Raw genomic sequence first — 16881 nt, forward strand, 5'->3', positions numbered from 1 at the left:
GTTTTTCGCACAGGTCACCTCCATAACCGTGTCGCTATTTTACTTTCGGTTGCAAGGACGCCCGCCGCAGCCTGCGAGGGCACGCGCCCTAGTTCAGTTCAGCGGCTAGGGCATCGCGCTGGGCGTGAATTTCAGCGGGTACCTTGTCGCCGAGGAAGGCCAGCCATTCGTCGATTCCGGGCAGTTCCTGGACCCACTCGTCCTTGTTGACGGCCAGGGCAGCGGTAAGTTCGGTGTCGCTGATATCGAGGCTGGCGAGGTCGAGGTCGCTCTTGCCGGGCACCACGCCGAGGAAGGTTTCTTGGCCGCCAGCCTTGCCGTCCAAGCGGTCGAAGATCCACTTGACCACGCGGGAGTTCTCGCCAAAGCCGGGCCAGGCAAAGCCACCGTCGGGGGTGCGGCGGAACCAGTTGACGTAGTAAATCTTGGGCATGTTCTCTTCGCCGTGCTTCTTGCCCAGGTCAATCCAGTGCTGGATGTAGTCACCGGCGTTGTAGCCGATGAAGGGCAGCATGGCCATGGGGTCGCGGCGGACCACGCCCACAGCGCCCTTGGCGGCGGCGGTGGTCTCGGATGAGAGGGTCACACCGCGGAAGACGCCCTGCTCCCAGCTGGAGGCCTCAGCCACCAGGGGCACGGTGGTCTTGCGGCGGCCACCGAAAATGATGGCTGAGAGGGGCACACCGTCCGGTGCGTAGTACTCTTCAGCCAGCATGTCTGCCTGGGAGATGGGGGTGCAGAAGCGGGAGTTGGGGTGGGCAGCAGGACGGCCAGATTCGGGCGTCCAGTCATTGCCCTGCCAGTCAATCAGGTGCTCGGGCACCTCGTCGGTCTTACCCTCCCACCAGACAGAGTTATCGTCGGTGAGGGCCACGTTGGTGAAGATGGTGTTGCCCTTGGCAATGGCGCGCATAGCGTTGGGGTTAGTGGACCAGCCGGTACCCGGGGCTACACCGAAGAGGCCTGCCTCGGGGTTGACCACGAAGGGCTTGCCGTCGCGGAATTCGATCCAGGCGATGTCGTCACCGACCATTTCGGCCTTCCAGCCGTCAATGGTGGGGTCCATCATGGCGAAGTTGGTCTTGCCGCAGGCTGAGGGGAAGGCAGCGGAAATGTACTTGCTCTCTCCCTCGGGGTTGGTCATCTTGAGCACCAGCATGTGCTCGGCCATCCAGCCCTCGTCATGACCGATAGCTGAAGCAATACGCAGGGCGTAGCACTTCTTACCCAGCAGAGCGTTGCCGCCGTAGCCGGAGCCGAAGGACCAGATTTCGCGATCCTCGGGGAACTGCACAATGTACTTTTCGGGATTGCAGGGCCAGGGGACGTCCGCCTGTCCAGCATCGAGGGGGGCACCGACCGAGTGCAGAGCCTTGACGAAGAAGGCCTCGGTTTCGGTCATCTTCTTCAGCACATCGGCGCCGATGGTCGCCATGATGCGCATGGAGGTCACCACGTAGGCTGAGTCGGTGATTTCGACGCCGAACTTGGGGTTGGTGGCGTCCAGTGATCCCATGACGAAAGGAATGACGTACATGGTGCGGCCGCGCATAGACCCGGTGAAGAGCTCGGTCAGGGTGGCCTTCATCTCAGCGGGGTCACGCCAGTTGTTGGTGGGGCCAGCCCCCTCTTCGGTGGCTGAGCAGATAAAGGTGCGCTCTTCTACACGAGCCACGTCGTCGGGGTCTGAGAAGGCAACGTAGGAGTTCGGGAACTCATGGTCGCTGAGCTTGCGGAAGGTACCGGCCTCTACCAGTTCACCGGCCAGGCGGTCGTATTCTTCCTGGGAGCCGTCGGCCCAGTAGATACGATCAGGCTGGGTCATCTGGGCAATATCAGCAACCCACTGCAGCAGCTCTGCGTGAGTGGTGGGTGCCTGTGCGGTTACGTTGTCGATTGAAATGTCAGTCATCTGACGCTTCCCCTTATAAATCGTTGACCTGAAACACTCCACTGTGTTGTTCAGGTGCGCGTGCCCCGCCCTGCCACTAGCCCGCAGGCGGGTAGAAACAGAAAAACGCGCCACCCATATCAATGAATAAACGCGTCGCGCGGTGCACTTTCACTTCATCGTGTGTTTCCAGAGTACATAGCTCGCCCCGGTTTGTCCTCATTAGTACGTAAATATTTCGTTACAGTCCTCTTGACCTGTGGTCTGGCCAACAGAATGCGGGCCCGGGTAAACTTTTTCAACTTTCTTCACCCCCTCTTTTTCCGCGTATTTACGCGGTTTTCACCCCAGATTCACCCCTTTTGAGAGCAGGGTCACGCATTTTCGATTTGCACAGCAACGCAAACCTGCGTAATGTATTACCTGTTGCCGCGACGGGCCGAGAAAGCCGGTCAACGCATGATGCGCCTGTAGCTCAACGGATAGAGCATCTGACTACGGATCAGAAGGTTGGGGGTTCGAATCCCTTCGGGCGCACCACCGATAAAAACCGGCCTCCTTCGGGAGGCCGGTTTTTTCTTGTCCTCCCCCAGCTGTCTCCCAGCGTAACACCCCGTTACCAAGCTGGCGGCAGGCGTCCGCCCACCGTAGTTTTAACCACAAAAAGCGGGGATAGGCGTACCTGCCCCCATAAAATAGGGACAGACCCTAGACCCGCAGCCTCACAGCTGCCCAGCACACGGAGAACACATTGAGCGTAAACATCACGGTCACTGACGAAAACGGCACCACCAAGGACGTCACCTGGGAACCCCACCAGACCATGCTTGAGGCCGTCCTCGCAGCAGGCTTCCCCGTGCTGGCAACCTGCGGTGGTAACGCCTCCTGCGCCACCTGCCACGCCTTCATTGACCCCGAGCACATCGAAGCAACCCTGCCCCGCGAAGAAGCAGAGGAAGACCTGCTCGACATGATTGACGACATCGCCAACGAGTGCTCCCGCCTGAGCTGCCAGACCGAATACACCGAGGGAATGGACGGGGCAAGCGTCACCCTACAGCCCGGAATGTAGGCTGCATGAAAGCACGTATCCCCCTTCTCCCCCTCGCAGCACTTGGCCTGCTCACGGTACTCACCGCCTGCGGTAGCGCCACTACCGGCACCACCACCGCAGAAAGCACCGTGAGCAGCCCGGCTGCTACGACCTCGTCCGCGCAGGCGTCCCCCTCGCCCACCGGATCGGCTACCAGCGCCGCGCCTTCTGCAACGGCAACCACCCGCCAGCCCACCGTGCAAGAGGTCACCCCGGCTCCCAGCACCTCCGCTGACCCGGAACCGGTGCCCACCGGCACCGTTATCACCGTAGAGCCCACCGCGAGCGCCCAGAACCCTGCCGCGAGCGGTAGCCAGTTCGCCAGCTCGGCAGCCGGTGTTGCTGTTTGTGATTACGACCAGCTCTATATTGAGGCCGCGGTGGCTCAGGGCGGTGGCGCAGCGGGTTCGCGCTATATCACCCTGACCTTTACCAATACCGGGGATGCCAACTGCACCATGAGCGGCTACCCCGCTGTGCACTACGTTAATGCGGCCGGCCAGCAGGTGGGGGCGGCAGCTGCGAATGCTACCGAGTGGTCGTCTTCGGGTGGCGTGATTGCTCCTGGCAATTCTCTGACCGCTACCCTGCGTGAGACCCGGGCCCAGCTCTACGGGGATGCCTGCCAGAGCGTTTCTGCTGCGGGCTACTCGGTGCAGGCTCCTGGCTCCTCCCAGGCCCTGGTGCTGAACTTTGCGGCGGAAGCCTGCTCTAACACCTCTGTCGCCCAGCTTTCGGTGGGCGCGGTGGGGGCTACCCCCTAGCCGAGCGGCGGACTTCCGTGCCTTCAAGGCCGGGTGCGCCGGGCTGCCTTCCAGGTTGCCCGGTGTGCCCGGCCCGTTTGTTTTTAAGGGGATAATGGGGGCTATGGCAGAACCCGTTACCTCCCGTGCCCTAAGTTTTTTCTCGGCCCCCACCCGCCGCTGGTTTGAGGGGGCTTTTTCTGCGCCCACGGCTGCCCAGGCAGGGGCCTGGGAGGCGATTTCGGCGGGTCACCATGCCCTGATTGTGGCACCGACCGGATCGGGTAAGACCCTTTCGGCCTTTCTGTGGGCCCTTGACCGCCTTCACTTTGAGAACCACGGGGGCGGGGGACTCGGGGCCGCTAATGATGAGGGGGCGGACGCCGGTGGCAGGCAGGCGCAGCAGGCAGGGGGCGGGGGCACCCGCGTCCTCTATATTTCCCCCCTCAAGGCCCTGGGTGTGGATGTTGAGCGCAACCTGCGCGCTCCCCTGATCGGTATTGCCCAGACCGCCCGGCAGCTGGAGGTAGAGCCGCCGCAGGTGCGGGTGGGTGTGCGCAGCGGTGATACCCCGGCTAAGGAACGCCGCCAGCTGATTTCTAACCCGCCGGATATTCTGATTACCACCCCCGAGTCTCTCTTTTTGATGCTGACCTCTAAGGCCCGCTCGACCCTGACCAAGGTGCATACGGTCATTATCGATGAGGTGCACGCGGTTGCCGGTACCAAGCGTGGTGCTCACCTGGCGGTGACCCTTGAACGCCTGGACCAGATTCTTGAGACCCCGGCCCAGCGCGTGGGGCTGTCGGCTACCGTGGAGCCAGTTGAAACCGTCGCCCGCTTTTTGGGTGGTAGTGTGCCGGTGCAGATTGTGCGCCCGCCCTCGGCCAAGGAGTGGGAGCTGACCCTTTCGGTGCCGGTGCCCGATATGACGGCCCTGGGCGGCCCCAACGCCTACGGCGAGGGGGATAACTCCTTCAAGCAGGACAGTAGCCCCCGGCCAACCCCAGCGCCCGCCGGGTCAGGTGCCTACCTGGATAAGCTCACCGAGCGTACCCGCTCCCAGATTCGCTCCCTGGACGCCACCGAGTTCGAGGACCGCGCTTTCGACGACGGCACCGTGCAGGCCGATACCCTGGCGGACGCCGGCACCCGGCCGGAAGTCTCTGTGCGGCTGGCGGAGTCCCTGCCTCAAGGGGTAACGGTGGCTGAGGCCCTGGGTATCCGCCCGGTGGCAGGCCCTGCCCTGGGTTCCCAACCAGACGAGCCTTCTTCTGACTACTTTGACCAGCCCCTGCCTGCACGGGCAAGTGCCGAGCAGGCCCTGTGGGATGCTGTGGGTGTTTTCCCCGGTGAGGAAACAGAATCTGCTCCCCAGGCACAGAACCGAACCCAGCCTGACCTCACCATCGAGGAGGTGCAGGTGGCGGCGTCCGCCCCGGGCTCCGGCGCCGGGGGCGAAACCCCGAACCTCAACGGCTACCAGGCCTCCATTTGGCCACATGTGGAAGAGCGCATTGTGGACCTGGTGGAGGCTAACCGCTCCACCATTGTCTTTGCTAACTCGCGCGGGCTGGCTGAGAAGTTAACGGCCCGCCTCAACGAGATTTACTTGGGCCGTCTAGAGGCCCGCGGGGAGCTGGGTGAGGTGACCGCGAGCGCCTCCACCGGTGCCCGCACCTACGCGGCTACCGGCGGGGAGCCGAAGGCCCTGGCCGATGTACTGGCTGAGGCTCTAGCCAAGGACACCCCAGCCCGCTTGGAAGCTGACGATGAGCGCCTGCCGGGGGCGGGTGCGTCCTTACCCCTTTCGACCCAGCCCCCTGCCCAGGTGATGGGGGGCTCGGCGGCGGCTGCCGGGGCTCCACCGGTGCTGGCGCGGGCCCACCACGGGTCGGTCTCCAAGGACCAGCGCACCCTGATTGAAGAGGCCCTGAAGTCGGGGCAGCTGCGCTGCGTGGTGGCAACCAGCTCCCTGGAACTGGGTATTGATATGGGCCATGTGGACCTGGTGATTCAGGTGGAGGCCCCGCATTCGGTAGCTTCTGGCCTGCAGCGGGTTGGCCGTGCCGGCCACCAGGTGGGCGAGGTGTCGCGCGGCTACCTCTACCCCAAGCACCGGGGTGACCTGCTGAACGCCACAGTGACCGTACAGCGCATGCTGGCTGGGCAGATTGAGCCCCTGGCCATTCCCGCTAACCCCCTGGATATTTTGGCCCAGCAAACCGTAGCCGCCTGTGCCCTGGGGCCGATTAGCGTGGAGGCCTGGTTGGAGGCTCTGCGGGCAACGGCTCCCTTTGCTACCCTGCCCCGGGCGGCCTTTGAGGCGACCCTGGATCTACTGGCCGGTAAGTATCCCTCGGACGAGTTTGCCGAGCTGCGCCCCCGCATTGTCTGGGACCGGGATGCCGGGACGATTGAGGGCCGACCCGGGGCTCAGCGCCTGGCGGTGACCTCCGGCGGTACGATTCCTGACCGCGGTCTCTTCCCGGTCTTCATTGCAGGGGCTGAGGATTCCAAGGCTCCCAAGAGGGTGGGTGAGCTGGATGAGGAGATGGTCTATGAGTCCCGGGCCGGGGACGTCATTGCCCTGGGTGCCTCGTCCTGGCGGATTGAGGATATCTCCCACGACCGGGTGACAGTGACCCCTGCACCGGGTATCCCCGGGCGCCTACCCTTCTGGCACGGGGATTCGCCGGGTCGTCCGGTCGATTTGGGGCGGGCCCTGGGGGCCTTTACCCGGGAGCTGGCCCTTGAGAACAGTAAGGACGCCGGTGCCGCCCACGCCCGCCTGCGCGGCCTTGGTCTGGATCAGTGGGCCGCCGATAACCTGCTGGCCTACGTGGCGGAGCAGGCAGAGGCAACCGGCCAGGTGCCCAGCGAGAAGCACCTGCTGGTCGAGCGCTTCCGCGATGAACTGGGGGATTGGCGTCTGATTCTGCATTCGCCCCTGGGTATGCCCGTCCACTCCCCCTGGGCCCTGGCCGTCGGCGCCCGGGCTGAGGAACGCTACGGGGTCAATGCCTCAGCTATGGCCGCTGACGACGGCATCGTGCTGCGTATCCCCGCCATGGAGGCCGAACCGCCCGGGGCTAACCTCTTCATCTTCGACCCGGCCGAGCTCGAAGACATCGTGACCGAGCGGGTGGGTAACTCTGCCCTCTTTGCTTCCCGCTTCCGCGAGAACGCCGCCCGCGCCCTGCTGCTACCCCGCAAGGACCCGGGCCGCCGCACTCCCCTGTGGCAGCAGCGCCAGCGCTCCGCCCAGCTCCTGGATGTGGCCCGCAAGTACCCCACCTTCCCCCTGCTGCTGGAAACCGCCCGCGAGTGCCTGCAGGACGTCTACGATCTGCCTGCCCTGACCGCCCTGCACAAGGATCTTGAGGCCAAAAAGGTACGCATCAGCGAGGTGGAGACTGAAACCCCCTCCCCCTTCGCCCGCACCCTGCTCTTTGGCTATGTGGCCCAGTTCCTCTACGACGGGGACTCCCCCTTAGCCGAGCGCCGCGCCGCTGCCCTGGCCCTGGACCCTGCCCTGCTAGCTGAGCTGCTCGGCAAGGATGAGCTGCGTGAGCTGCTCGATGTTGAGGTGATCCGTTCCACCGAGGCCCGACTCCAGCGCACCGCTGCGGGCTACCGCCTGCGCGGGGTCGAGGGAGCCGCCGACCTGCTGCGCCTGCTCGGCCCCCTGACCGCCGCCGAGGCAGCCCAGCGCCTGCGGGTGCTCCTGGACCAGGGCACCGGTGAGGACGCGGGGGCAGGCTCCGGTGTGGACGCCAGCGCCCCGACTGCCGAGGCCGAGACAGGTAAGCCGGGTGAGCGCGTCCTGACCGAAGCCGAAGCCACCGATCACCTTGAGGCCCTGGTGAAAGCCGGTCGGGCCCTGCGCTTCCGCCTGCACGGGCGGGAACTCTACGCCGCCATTGAGGACGCCGCCCGCCTGCGAGACGCCCTGGGCGTACCCCTGCCCATCGGGGTCCCCCTAGCCTTCCTGGAGCCGGTCGAGGCTCCCCTGGTTGACCTGGTCGCCCGCTACGCCCGCACCCACGCCCCCTTTACCGCTGCCCAGGCTGCTGCCGCCCTTTCCCTGGGCGTCTCGGTGGTCGATACCGCCCTGCGCACCCTGGCCGCTGACCGGCGGGTGATCTCCGGTGAGTTCCTGCCCGAAGAGCTCCGCGCTGAGCTGGCCGCCGCCCGTACCGGCTCTACCGACCCCGCCTACCTAGCCGGAACTGAGTGGGTGGACGCCTCCGTCCTGCGCACCCTGCGCTCCCGCTCCCTGGCAGCCCTGCGCGCCGACGTCGAACCCGTTACCCCCGGCACCTATGCCCGTTTCCTGCCGCCCTGGCAGCATGTGGGCTCCTGGCAGGTCACCGAAACCGCCGCCGCCCCCGGCACCGTCGGGGCACCGGCCCAGCCCATCAGCGTCCGCCGGGACGAAAGCGCCATGCTCAGCGGCTACGACGGCCTACTCACCGTGATCGACCAGCTTGCCGGGGTGCGGGTGCCTGCCTCTGCCCTCGAACCTCTGATTCTCAAGACCCGCATCAGCGACTACACCCCCGCCCTGCTCGACTCCGCTATGAGCGCCGGGGACGTCCTCTGGACGGGCGCCGGCCAGCTCGCCGGGGACGACGGCTGGGTCGCTCTACACCTGGGTGAGAGCGCAGCCCTGACCCTGCCCGATGAGGTAGAACGTACCGAGGCGCTCGCCGCCCTGGGAGCCCTCGAAAATACCATCTACGAGCTGCTAACCGGCGGGCTCTTCTTCAGCCAGATTCAGACCCAGCTCGCCACCCTGGCCGCCTCACTGGGTAACACGCCCCCGAGTGCCCAGGAGATTTCAACTGCCCTCTGGAACCTGGTCTGGGCAGGGCTAGTCACCGGTGATACTTTCGCCCCGGTGCGGGCCCTGATAACGGGCGGGGCTTCGGCCCACAAGGTGGCTGCCCCCGCCCCCCGGGCCCGCTCCGTGGGAATGCGACGCGGGGCCTCCCGCCTCTCGGCTTCCTGTCTGGGGGTGGGTGTAGGCCGGGCCCCGGCGGTATCTGCCCAGGTCGCCCCCATCGACGGCGGACGCTGGGCCCGTATCGAGGCCGAACCGCTCGACGCCACCGTGGCAGCTGCCGCCCGCGCCGAACTGCTCATGGACCGCTACGGGGTGCTCACCCGCGGGGCCGTGGCCGTCGAGGACACCCCCGGCGGCTTCGCCGGGGTCTACCGGGTGCTGTCTGCCGCCGAAGAAAAGGGCCTGGCCCGCCGCGGCTACTTCATAGAGGGCCTGGGCGCCGCCCAGTTCTCGACCTCCTCCACCGTCGATAGGCTCCGAGCGGCGGACGACACCACCGCCGCAGACGAGGAGGGACAGGACGCCGCACCCGGCGCGTCCGCCTACACCCCGGTGCGCCGCACCCGCCACTCGGTCACCCTGCTCGCTGCCACCGACCCGGCCAACCCCTATGGGGCCGCCCTACCCTGGCCCACCCCCGTGGCCTGGGACAGCAACCGCACCCCCATCAAGCACAAGCCAGGGCGCAAGGCCGGGGCCGTCATCATCCTGGTTGACGGGGAACTCACCCTCTACCTGGAACGCGGAGGCAAAACCCTGCTGCCCTTTACCGACCGAGCCGACCGGGTAGAAGCGTCCGCGCCCCTGATTGGCCAGCTGGTGCGCGCCGGAGTAGCCGACAAAATCGTCATCGAAACCGCGGGCGGGGTGGACGTGCTCAGCTCCCCTGAGCCGCTACTACCTACCCCCGACCAACCGGACGCAGCAGCAGAGGGCGGCGAGCACCCCGTCCTCACCCTGCGCCGGGCCCTGCTGGCCGCAGGTTTCTACGCCACCCCACGCGGCCTGCGTATGCGGAAGGACTATTCCTAAAAACAGCAGAACCTCCCTTGCGTGGGGCAAGGGAGGTTCTGAGTGGCTAGCGGTCTCTCATTGATTAGGCGGTGAGGTTGTACTCCACGCCCTCGTAGCCAGCGCGGAAGGCGCGGACGCTGCGGGTAAGGTGCACGTAGAAAGCACCGAGAGACATCACAAGCATCATGACCATAACAACCATGAGTGCGGTAAAGAGCAGATTCATTGTTCTGACCTCCATCTAGGGGACAGGCAGCTGGGAGACCACCTAAGGAGTCAGGGCCTACTCTAGCAACATCGCATGAGCCTGCCCTTTGTATTAAGTTAGTGCTGGGCCATAAACTTCAACGGTGAAGCATGACGTGAAACGACTATACACCCTTTCAGCAGGTGGCACGCAAGTTTTGCAGTAATTCTGGTCTACACTGTGAGCAGAGGGGCGCGCAGGGCGTCATAGATAGGTCATATTAGACAAGTCACATTTTAATAACACGAAGGGGTGCTTAGCAGTGCCTGAAGGCGATACCGTATGGCGGCAGGCCCGCTCGCTCCACCGCGCCCTTGCCGGTAGAACAGCCCACACTACAGATTTCCGCTACCCCCAGGTTGCCGACATCAATCTAGCGGGTCAGCCCATTCACGGGGCCCTCGCCCGGGGTAAGCATATTCTGCTGCGTATCGGTGAGATGACCGTGCACTCTCACCTCAAGATGGACGGTATCTGGCACCTCTATGGGCTGGATGCGGACGGCGCACGGGAGAGGTGGCGGCGCACGGGAGAGGTGGCGGCGCACGGCCGATCAGGTGCGGGCTCTGATTCAGGCTAATGCAAGGCTTGATAGCGACGGGCAGGTAGTGCCCGGCAGCCACCCGGTCGAAGCTGTGGGCTTTACCCTGGGGCTACTTGAGGTTTTCCCCACCAGCCAGGAGGCTGACCGCCTATCCTACCTGGGCCCCGATCTGCTCGGCCCCGACTGGTCGGTTGAGCAGGCGGTAGCTAACCTGACCGCCCGGCCGGAGCGTCCCCTAGGGGTAGCCCTGCTCGATCAGAAGAACCTGGCCGGTATCGGCACCATCTACCGGGCTGAGACCTGTTTTCTCGCGGGCCTTGACCCGCGCACCCCGGTGGGGGCGGTGCCCGATATCGCTGCCGTGGTCTCCATTGCCCGTCTGCTGCTGGATGCTAACCGCGGGCGTCCGCACCGGGTCACCCGCACCAGCGCCGAGCCGCTCTGGTGCTACGGGCGGGCGGGTCGCCCCTGCTACCGTTGCGGGGAGACCATCATCAAGGAAGACCTCTCAGAAACCGGTACCGGCGCCGACCGCTACGCAGCGGGCCACCTGTACGCCCGGGAGGAAGACACCGACCGCATTAGCTTCCGCTGCCCCGGCTGCCAGGAGCTGCCGGGCTAAGTTTCCGCGCACCGCGGGAGTAAACTACTCACCATGACCACCACCACATTTACCCCCGCCTATACCCCAGATGCAGATGTACAGGAGGCCCTGGCCGCCCGCTTTCTGCGCTACTCAGCAATTTCCAGCCAGTCGGACGCCTCAGCCACGGCTGTGCCCACCAGCGAGGGCCAGTGGGAACTTGCCCGCCTGCTTGAAGCCGAACTGCGTGAAGCTGGCGCGCAGGAGGTACACCTCAGCGACACCTGCGTGCTCACCGCCCGCATTCCCTCCACTCTTCCAACAGGTGTTGAAGCCCCCGCCATCGGTTTCTGCACCCACCTCGATACGGTTGACGTCAGCCTATCCCCCGATGTGCATGCCCGCGTCATCGACTACACCGGCGGGGATATATGCCTGAACACCGACCTCGACATCTGGCTGCGCGAGGCCGAGCACCCCGAGATCATCCGCTATACGGGCCAGCGCATCATCATCACCGACGGCACCAGTGTGCTGGGAGCGGACGACAAGGCCGGGGTCGCCTCGGTCATGGAAGCAGCCGTGCGGTTCTTAGCTGCGGACGCGGACGCCGCCGGGCAGGCAGGTGCCCAGGGGCAGGGAAGCGGGGCGGGTGCGTCCGCCCATCCCGATATCTACCTCTCCTTTGTGCCGGATGAAGAAATCGGCCTGCTGGGCGTGCGCACCATGGATCTGGCGCGCTTCCCCGTGGATTATGCCTACACCCTGGACTGCTGCGAACTGGGTGAGCTGGTTGAGGCTACCTTCAATGCCGGGCATGCCCGCCTGCACGTTGAGGGCGTGACCGCCCACCCCATGAATTCCAAGGGCAACCTGGTCAACCCGATTCTGGTGGCCCACGACTTTGTGGCGGCCCTCGACCGCACCCAAACCCCCGAGCACACCGAGGGGCGTGAGGGCTATCTCTGGGTCAACGGGATAGCGGGCAACCAGGCCACCGCAACCGTCGATATCAGCATCCGCGACCACGACCGGGCCGGCTACGAGGCAAAAAAAGACTTCCTGTGCGACCTAGCTGAGCGGACGGCAGAAGCCAACCCGCGGGCGTCCGTCACGCTGGATATCTCAGATATCTACAGCAACCTTGAGGATGCAAAAACCAGCGCCAACGCCGTGGCGGCCGAGCGCCTACGTGCCGCCTTTGCCCGGCTGGGTATCGAACCCATCAACCTGGCCATGCGCGGGGGCACCGACGGCTCGTACCTCTCCACCCAGGGAATCTACACCCCCAACTTCTTCACGGGAGCGCACAACTTCCACTCCAACTGCGAGTTCCTGCCCCTACCCGCCTTTGAGGCTAGCTACCGGGTGGTGCGGGAACTGATGGCGGGTTAGGGCTCTGCGATAATAGAGCCCATGCGCCGAATCAACCGCCACCTTGCCCCCAAGCCCCTGCCCCAGCGCCAGGGGATTGACGCCGTCTCCTTTGTGCTGCCCGACGCGGGCAACCCCGAGGACGACACCCTGGGGGCAAGCACGGTGCTGGACTACCTGATAGCCCGCTTCTACCCCCACGAGCGCTCCCTCTTCACCTCCCGCTTTGATCGCGATGAGGTGAAGGACGCCGACGGGCAAGCCGTTGCCCCCGACGCCCCTTTGACCGGGCAGAAGATCTGGTACTACCGGGAACTCGGAGTTGAAAAGCCGGTACCCTTTGACATGCCGGTGCTCTACGAGGACGAGTGGGTGCTGGCCACCGATAAGCCCCACTTCCTACCCACCACCCCGAACGGCTCCTTTGTTGCCCACACGGCCCTGACCCAGCTGCGGGTGCGAGAAAACAACCCCGACCTCATTCCGATTCACCGTCTGGATCGGGCCACCGCCGGGGTGGTACTTTTTGCCAAGACCCCAGAGGCCCGCGCCCCTTTTCAGACCATGTTCCAGCGGCGCGAACCCACCAAGACCTACGAGGCAGTGGCGGCCCCTATCACCGGGCTGGAGGTGGGTGAGAGCCTGACGGTACGCTCGCGCATTGATAACCAGCACGGGGCTATGCAGGTAGCCCATACCGGTGTTGAGCTCCTGCCCGGTGACACCGGCCCCCTGCCGGTAGAGACCAAGGCTGAGCGGCGCGAGCGCCGCCGCTTGGGGGCGTCCTTTGAGGGGCTGAATGCCCAGTCACGTATTACCTGCCTGAAGGTATTTGAGGTGGCGGACGGCGTCCTACCCGCTGTATCTGAAGCCAACCCGGCCCTACCCCTGCCGCAGGCGGGCACGCCCCTGGCCCACTATCTTTTGGAGCCGCATACCGGCAAGACCCACCAGCTGCGGGTGCACCTAGCGGCAGCCGGGGCGCCGATTGTGGGGGACGTGGTCTACCCGGCCGTCCTGCCCATCGCCGAGGACGAGCCCGCCCTACCCCTCCAGCTGCTGGCCAGGTCGCTGACCTTCCCCCACCCCTTCACCGGGCAAACCGTGACGGTGCAGAGCGGGCGGAGACTAGGCCTCGTCGAACAGGTCCCTGCTACGGGCAAAGTCAGACCATTGCTCTGAGGCAGGTAGTGCTATGAGGTCACGACTGCTCATTACCACGAGGGTGGCGCAGAAGCAGGTGATCGTAAAGAAAATCGCAGTAGCAGAAGGGCCAGCTAGGCCCAGGCCCCATCCGGCAAGCGCCGGGGCCAGAGAAGCAAGGCCGACAGACCCGAAACCAATGAGGGACTGAACCCGCCCCAAGATGTCGTTGGGAGTAATGAGGGTTAAAAAGCCCAAAAGGCCGGCATTGAGGGTTGGTATGACGAGAGCGGCGAGAGCTAACGTGAAAGCTACCCAGCCGATTCCGGGGAGCCAGGGAAGCAGTCCCAGACAGATGGTAAAGGTTAGGAAACCGACGATAAGGACGCGCCCGGTGGGGAGTTTCTGAACAAGATAGCCTGCACAAAGAGCTCCGACCATCATGGAGGCTGAGACCGTAGCCATCAAAGCACCTAGAGCGACGGGGCTTGTTCCGGTTTGGGTGTAGCTGAGGGTGAGGGTCATGAGGGTCCCGCTAATGCTGAAGTTCAGCAGGCAAATAGCGCAGGCCAAAACGACAAGTAAGCGACGTTGGAGTAGCCAGGCACCCCCTTCTAGGAAATCATTGAGGGCGCTACGGGCGGAGAATCGAGAAGGCTTAGCACCCTGCGGCGCGTAGCTACCTGTCATAGCCCAGGTGGTAGCTAGAGAGATGATCTGGCCTAGAAGCTGAGCTAAGGGCGGGTAGGCGAGACCGATGGCCAAGAGAGCGCCGCCGGCGGGACCACCGCCTAGACCGACAGCGGCATCCCTCCCCTGATTGATAGCGATTGCCCGAGGAAGGTCTGTTTCGGGCACCACCTCTTTAATCATGGCGTTAGAGGCTTCTGCCAGTAGAGATGAGCGGAGTCGATCTCCCAGAGCCAAGGCACTGAGGGTGCCGACGGTGGCGGTGCCGGTCAACAGGAGGGCAAGGAAAATGATCTGAGCCAAGATACCTAGGAAACAGGAAAGAAGTCTAAGCCTACGCCGGTCGTGTCGGTCTGCAAGGACACCACCGGGCAGGGTTCCCATAATCTGCCCCAGCCCCTGGAAAAGAGCAACCGTTCCGGCTGTCGTTGGTGAGCCGGTAACCGCCAGGGTAATCAGAGGAAAAGCGAAGGTGCCTATGCTGGTGCCCAGGTCAAGGAAGAGGTCGCCGCTGAACCAGAGGCGGTACTCGCGGTTGCGCCAGAGGGATGAGGTATGCGATGTCATAGCCACACCCTAACTTAAGCAAGAATTATTGCGCAATATATATTGCGCAATAATTTTTGAGGAAACACCCAATATTTCCTAGACTGACCCCATGACCACACCGGAGCAACCTCCCAAACCCACCACCGTCCGAACTCAAATGCGGACCTTGGCCCACCCCGTCCGCGTCCGCATCGTCACCACCCTAGCTAGGCTTACCTACGCCCGCGCCACAGACCTAGCCCGGGAATTAGACCTGCCCTCTAACGCCCTCAGCTACCACCTGCGAGCCCTTGCCAAAGGTGGCATTATCACCGAAGCCCCCGAGCAAGCCCGCGACAAGCGCGACAGAGTATGGCAGCTCACCACCCGCGAGGGCTTCACTCTCGACGCCCAAACAGCAACCACCGAGGACGCAGCCCTCTCCCTGGGGCTCATCAATGCCCAGCTTGACCACGCCAAAAGCACCTGGCAGCTGGCACTCAATTCCGCCAGCACAGACCAACCTCTACTGGTGCCGGCCAAAGGTTCAGCCCTACTGGTCTCCCAGCTACAGCTCACCCCTGAGCAGGCCGAAGAACTCAGACAAAAAATCTCTCACCTCATCGACAGCTACGAGACCCAAGGGAAACAAACCGCCAACACTCAGAGCTACGACTTCCTACTCTCTTTAGCCTCAACCAGCGCTCCCCCACCAGCCGGGGAACAATGAACCACCGAATGTGACGCCTTTTCCCAAATGTCGGGAGTAAGCCCACCCGCTCGGGAATAAGAGGCACATTCGGCCCGGGACTTTGAAGCTACTCGACCACAGGCGCAGGGGCACCTTTTTCTACTGACTCGGCGCTCCTGGCCGGCAGCAGCTGCAGGCCGCGCACCACCAGGTAGATAGCCACCAGCAGCCAGAGGCCAGCAAGCACCCAGGCCACCTGGTAAATCGTCACGAAGGCCAGCACCGCCGAAGTCGCCACCAGGCCAAGCGGCCCGGCCACCTGGCTAATAGCCATAAAGATTGAGAATGACCGGCCGCGAATCTGCTCGGGCACGCCCTCTGTTACCAGCAACGTCTGCAGGGGGCTCATAATGCCCCCGCCCAGGCCAGCAACACCCATACCCACGATGGCCATCCAGGAGGTCTCCAGCAGGGCCATGCCGAAGAAGCCCAGGGTATAGAAGATCATGCCGACCACCCAGGCCCGGCGCGGGAAGGGAATAATCTTCCCCGCCACCATGCTGGTCACCATCATACCCACGGCAAAGGCAGACATGGACGCCCCGTACAGCCCCGGCTGGTTAATCCCCTGGAAGTGGGCGGGCAGAAGCACCATCAGGTAGGGCATCACCAGGGCCATAGCCAGCAGGGAATCCAAGGCCAGCAGGCGAATGACCGGGTAGCCCAGGGCCTTCTTCCAGCCCGCAAAACCCTTGAAGGGATCCTCGGCAGGGATATCAGGAGAGGACGCCAGGGCGTCGGCTTGCCCGTCCCCACCCGGCTGGGCGGGGGCGTCCTGCCCCTCAGCAAGGACGCCCGCCCCTGCCTTCTGCTGGCGCAGGGAGGCGGTCAGCGCGGCGGCCACCAGGGAGCAACCGGCCGTAATCCACAGAACCTGCTCAATGGGCAGGGCCGTCATCAGCACACCGGCTACAGCCGGGCCCACCAGGAAGCTGACCCCGCTCAAAGCCTGGTTCCAGCCAGAAATCTGGGCAACTTTCTTGCCCGAGGTTGCAGCCACATCACCCACCAGTGCGGCGCGGGCACTCATACCCGGAATATCACCCACCGCACCCAAAATACCGATGATGATGAACCAGCTCAGCGTCAGCCCAAAAACCATATCAACCGCAATCACGGCCACCACCGACAGGCCCGAAATAATATCCGAAATCACCGACACCGGCTTACGACCCAGGCTATCAACCAGGTTGCCCCCAAAATAGGCAAAAACCAGCGACGGCACCGCAATCGCAGCGGCCACAATACCCGCCGCGGCCGGGTTGCCGGTGCGTTCCAGTACCAGCCAGGGCCACACAATACCGGCAATAGAATTGCCCAGCATCGACAGGGCAGCAGACGATAAATAAATCCAGACGGCAGAAACCCGCCCAGCAGAAGAAGAGGTGTGCATTCACCATACTTTAGCGGAAGCACCCTGCCACCGAATGT

The 16881-nt window shown here is 64.1% G+C and carries 12 protein-coding genes and 1 tRNA gene; 9 read left to right on the forward strand and 4 right to left on the reverse strand.

The window, feature by feature from the left end:
* Positions 1–88: 88 nt before the first annotated feature.
* Complete coding sequence (locus ACFP6B_RS00175) at positions 89–1912, reverse strand: phosphoenolpyruvate carboxykinase (GTP) (RefSeq protein ID WP_377125228.1); 1824 nt, start codon at positions 1910–1912, stop codon at positions 89–91.
* A 443-nt stretch (positions 1913–2355) separates the two neighbouring features.
* Here ACFP6B_RS00175 and ACFP6B_RS00180 point away from each other — a divergent pair.
* The 4 genes from ACFP6B_RS00180 (at position 2356) to ACFP6B_RS00195 (ending at position 9608) form a co-directional block, all read left to right on the forward strand.
* Positions 2356–2431 (forward strand) — tRNA-Arg (locus ACFP6B_RS00180).
* 211 nt (positions 2432–2642) lie between these two features.
* Positions 2643–2963 carry a 2Fe-2S iron-sulfur cluster-binding protein gene (locus tag ACFP6B_RS00185; protein ID WP_135013785.1) on the forward strand — a complete coding sequence of 107 codons (321 nt, stop codon included), beginning with the start codon at positions 2643–2645 and terminating at the stop codon, positions 2961–2963.
* 5 nt (positions 2964–2968) lie between these two features.
* On the forward strand, positions 2969–3748 hold the full coding sequence (locus ACFP6B_RS00190) for a DUF4232 domain-containing protein (protein ID WP_377125231.1): 780 nt from the start codon (positions 2969–2971) through the stop codon (positions 3746–3748).
* A gap of 103 nt (positions 3749–3851) precedes the next feature.
* Positions 3852–9608: an Lhr family helicase gene (locus ACFP6B_RS00195; RefSeq protein WP_377125234.1), complete on the forward strand. Its 5757-nt coding sequence runs from the start codon at positions 3852–3854 to the stop codon at positions 9606–9608.
* 64 nt (positions 9609–9672) lie between these two features.
* On the opposite strand, the gene ACFP6B_RS00200 is transcribed toward ACFP6B_RS00195, so the two are convergent.
* On the reverse strand, positions 9673–9816 hold the full coding sequence (locus ACFP6B_RS00200) for a hypothetical protein (RefSeq protein ID WP_167752381.1): 144 nt from the start codon (positions 9814–9816) through the stop codon (positions 9673–9675).
* Positions 9817–10099: 283 nt separating this feature from the next.
* On the opposite strand from ACFP6B_RS00200, the gene ACFP6B_RS00205 reads away from it, so the two are divergent.
* From ACFP6B_RS00205 to ACFP6B_RS00220, 4 genes are read left to right on the forward strand one after another with little or no spacing between them, the layout of a single operon-like run.
* The gene (locus ACFP6B_RS00205) at positions 10100–10417 is read left to right on the forward strand and encodes a DNA-formamidopyrimidine glycosylase family protein (RefSeq protein WP_377125238.1); all 318 of its coding nucleotides are present in this window, start codon (positions 10100–10102) and stop codon (positions 10415–10417) included.
* Positions 10395–11003 (forward strand): Fpg/Nei family DNA glycosylase, encoded by a 609-nt coding sequence (locus tag ACFP6B_RS00210; protein ID WP_377125241.1) that lies wholly within the window; start codon positions 10395–10397, stop codon positions 11001–11003. The genes ACFP6B_RS00205 and ACFP6B_RS00210 overlap by 23 nt, the downstream gene beginning before the upstream one ends.
* Before the next feature lie 33 nt (positions 11004–11036).
* Positions 11037–12359 carry a peptidase T gene (locus ACFP6B_RS00215; protein WP_377125244.1) on the forward strand — a complete coding sequence of 441 codons (1323 nt, stop codon included), beginning with the start codon at positions 11037–11039 and terminating at the stop codon, positions 12357–12359.
* 21 nt (positions 12360–12380) lie between these two features.
* Positions 12381–13520, forward strand: coding sequence for a pseudouridine synthase (locus tag ACFP6B_RS00220; protein WP_377125247.1), 1140 nt, complete (start codon positions 12381–12383; stop codon positions 13518–13520).
* On the opposite strand, the gene ACFP6B_RS00225 is transcribed toward ACFP6B_RS00220, so the two are convergent.
* Positions 13467–14738, reverse strand: a complete 1272-nt coding sequence (locus tag ACFP6B_RS00225; protein WP_377125250.1) for an MFS transporter — start codon at positions 14736–14738, stop codon at positions 13467–13469. The two genes, ACFP6B_RS00220 and ACFP6B_RS00225, sit on opposite strands and share 54 nt — an antisense overlap.
* 91 nt (positions 14739–14829) lie before the next feature.
* Here ACFP6B_RS00225 and ACFP6B_RS00230 point away from each other — a divergent pair, with 91 nt between their 5' ends.
* On the forward strand, positions 14830–15429 hold the full coding sequence (locus ACFP6B_RS00230) for an ArsR/SmtB family transcription factor (protein WP_377125253.1): 600 nt from the start codon (positions 14830–14832) through the stop codon (positions 15427–15429).
* A gap of 88 nt (positions 15430–15517) precedes the next feature.
* Here the strand turns inward: ACFP6B_RS00230 and ACFP6B_RS00235 are convergent, their stop codons facing one another.
* Positions 15518–16843 (reverse strand): MFS transporter, encoded by a 1326-nt coding sequence (locus tag ACFP6B_RS00235; protein WP_377125256.1) that lies wholly within the window; start codon positions 16841–16843, stop codon positions 15518–15520.
* Positions 16844–16881 lie beyond the last annotated feature (38 nt).

Origin of the sequence: Rothia nasimurium (genome assembly GCF_042660305.1) — a bacterium.
Classification (GTDB): Bacteria; Actinomycetota; Actinomycetes; order Actinomycetales; family Micrococcaceae; genus Rothia; species Rothia nasimurium.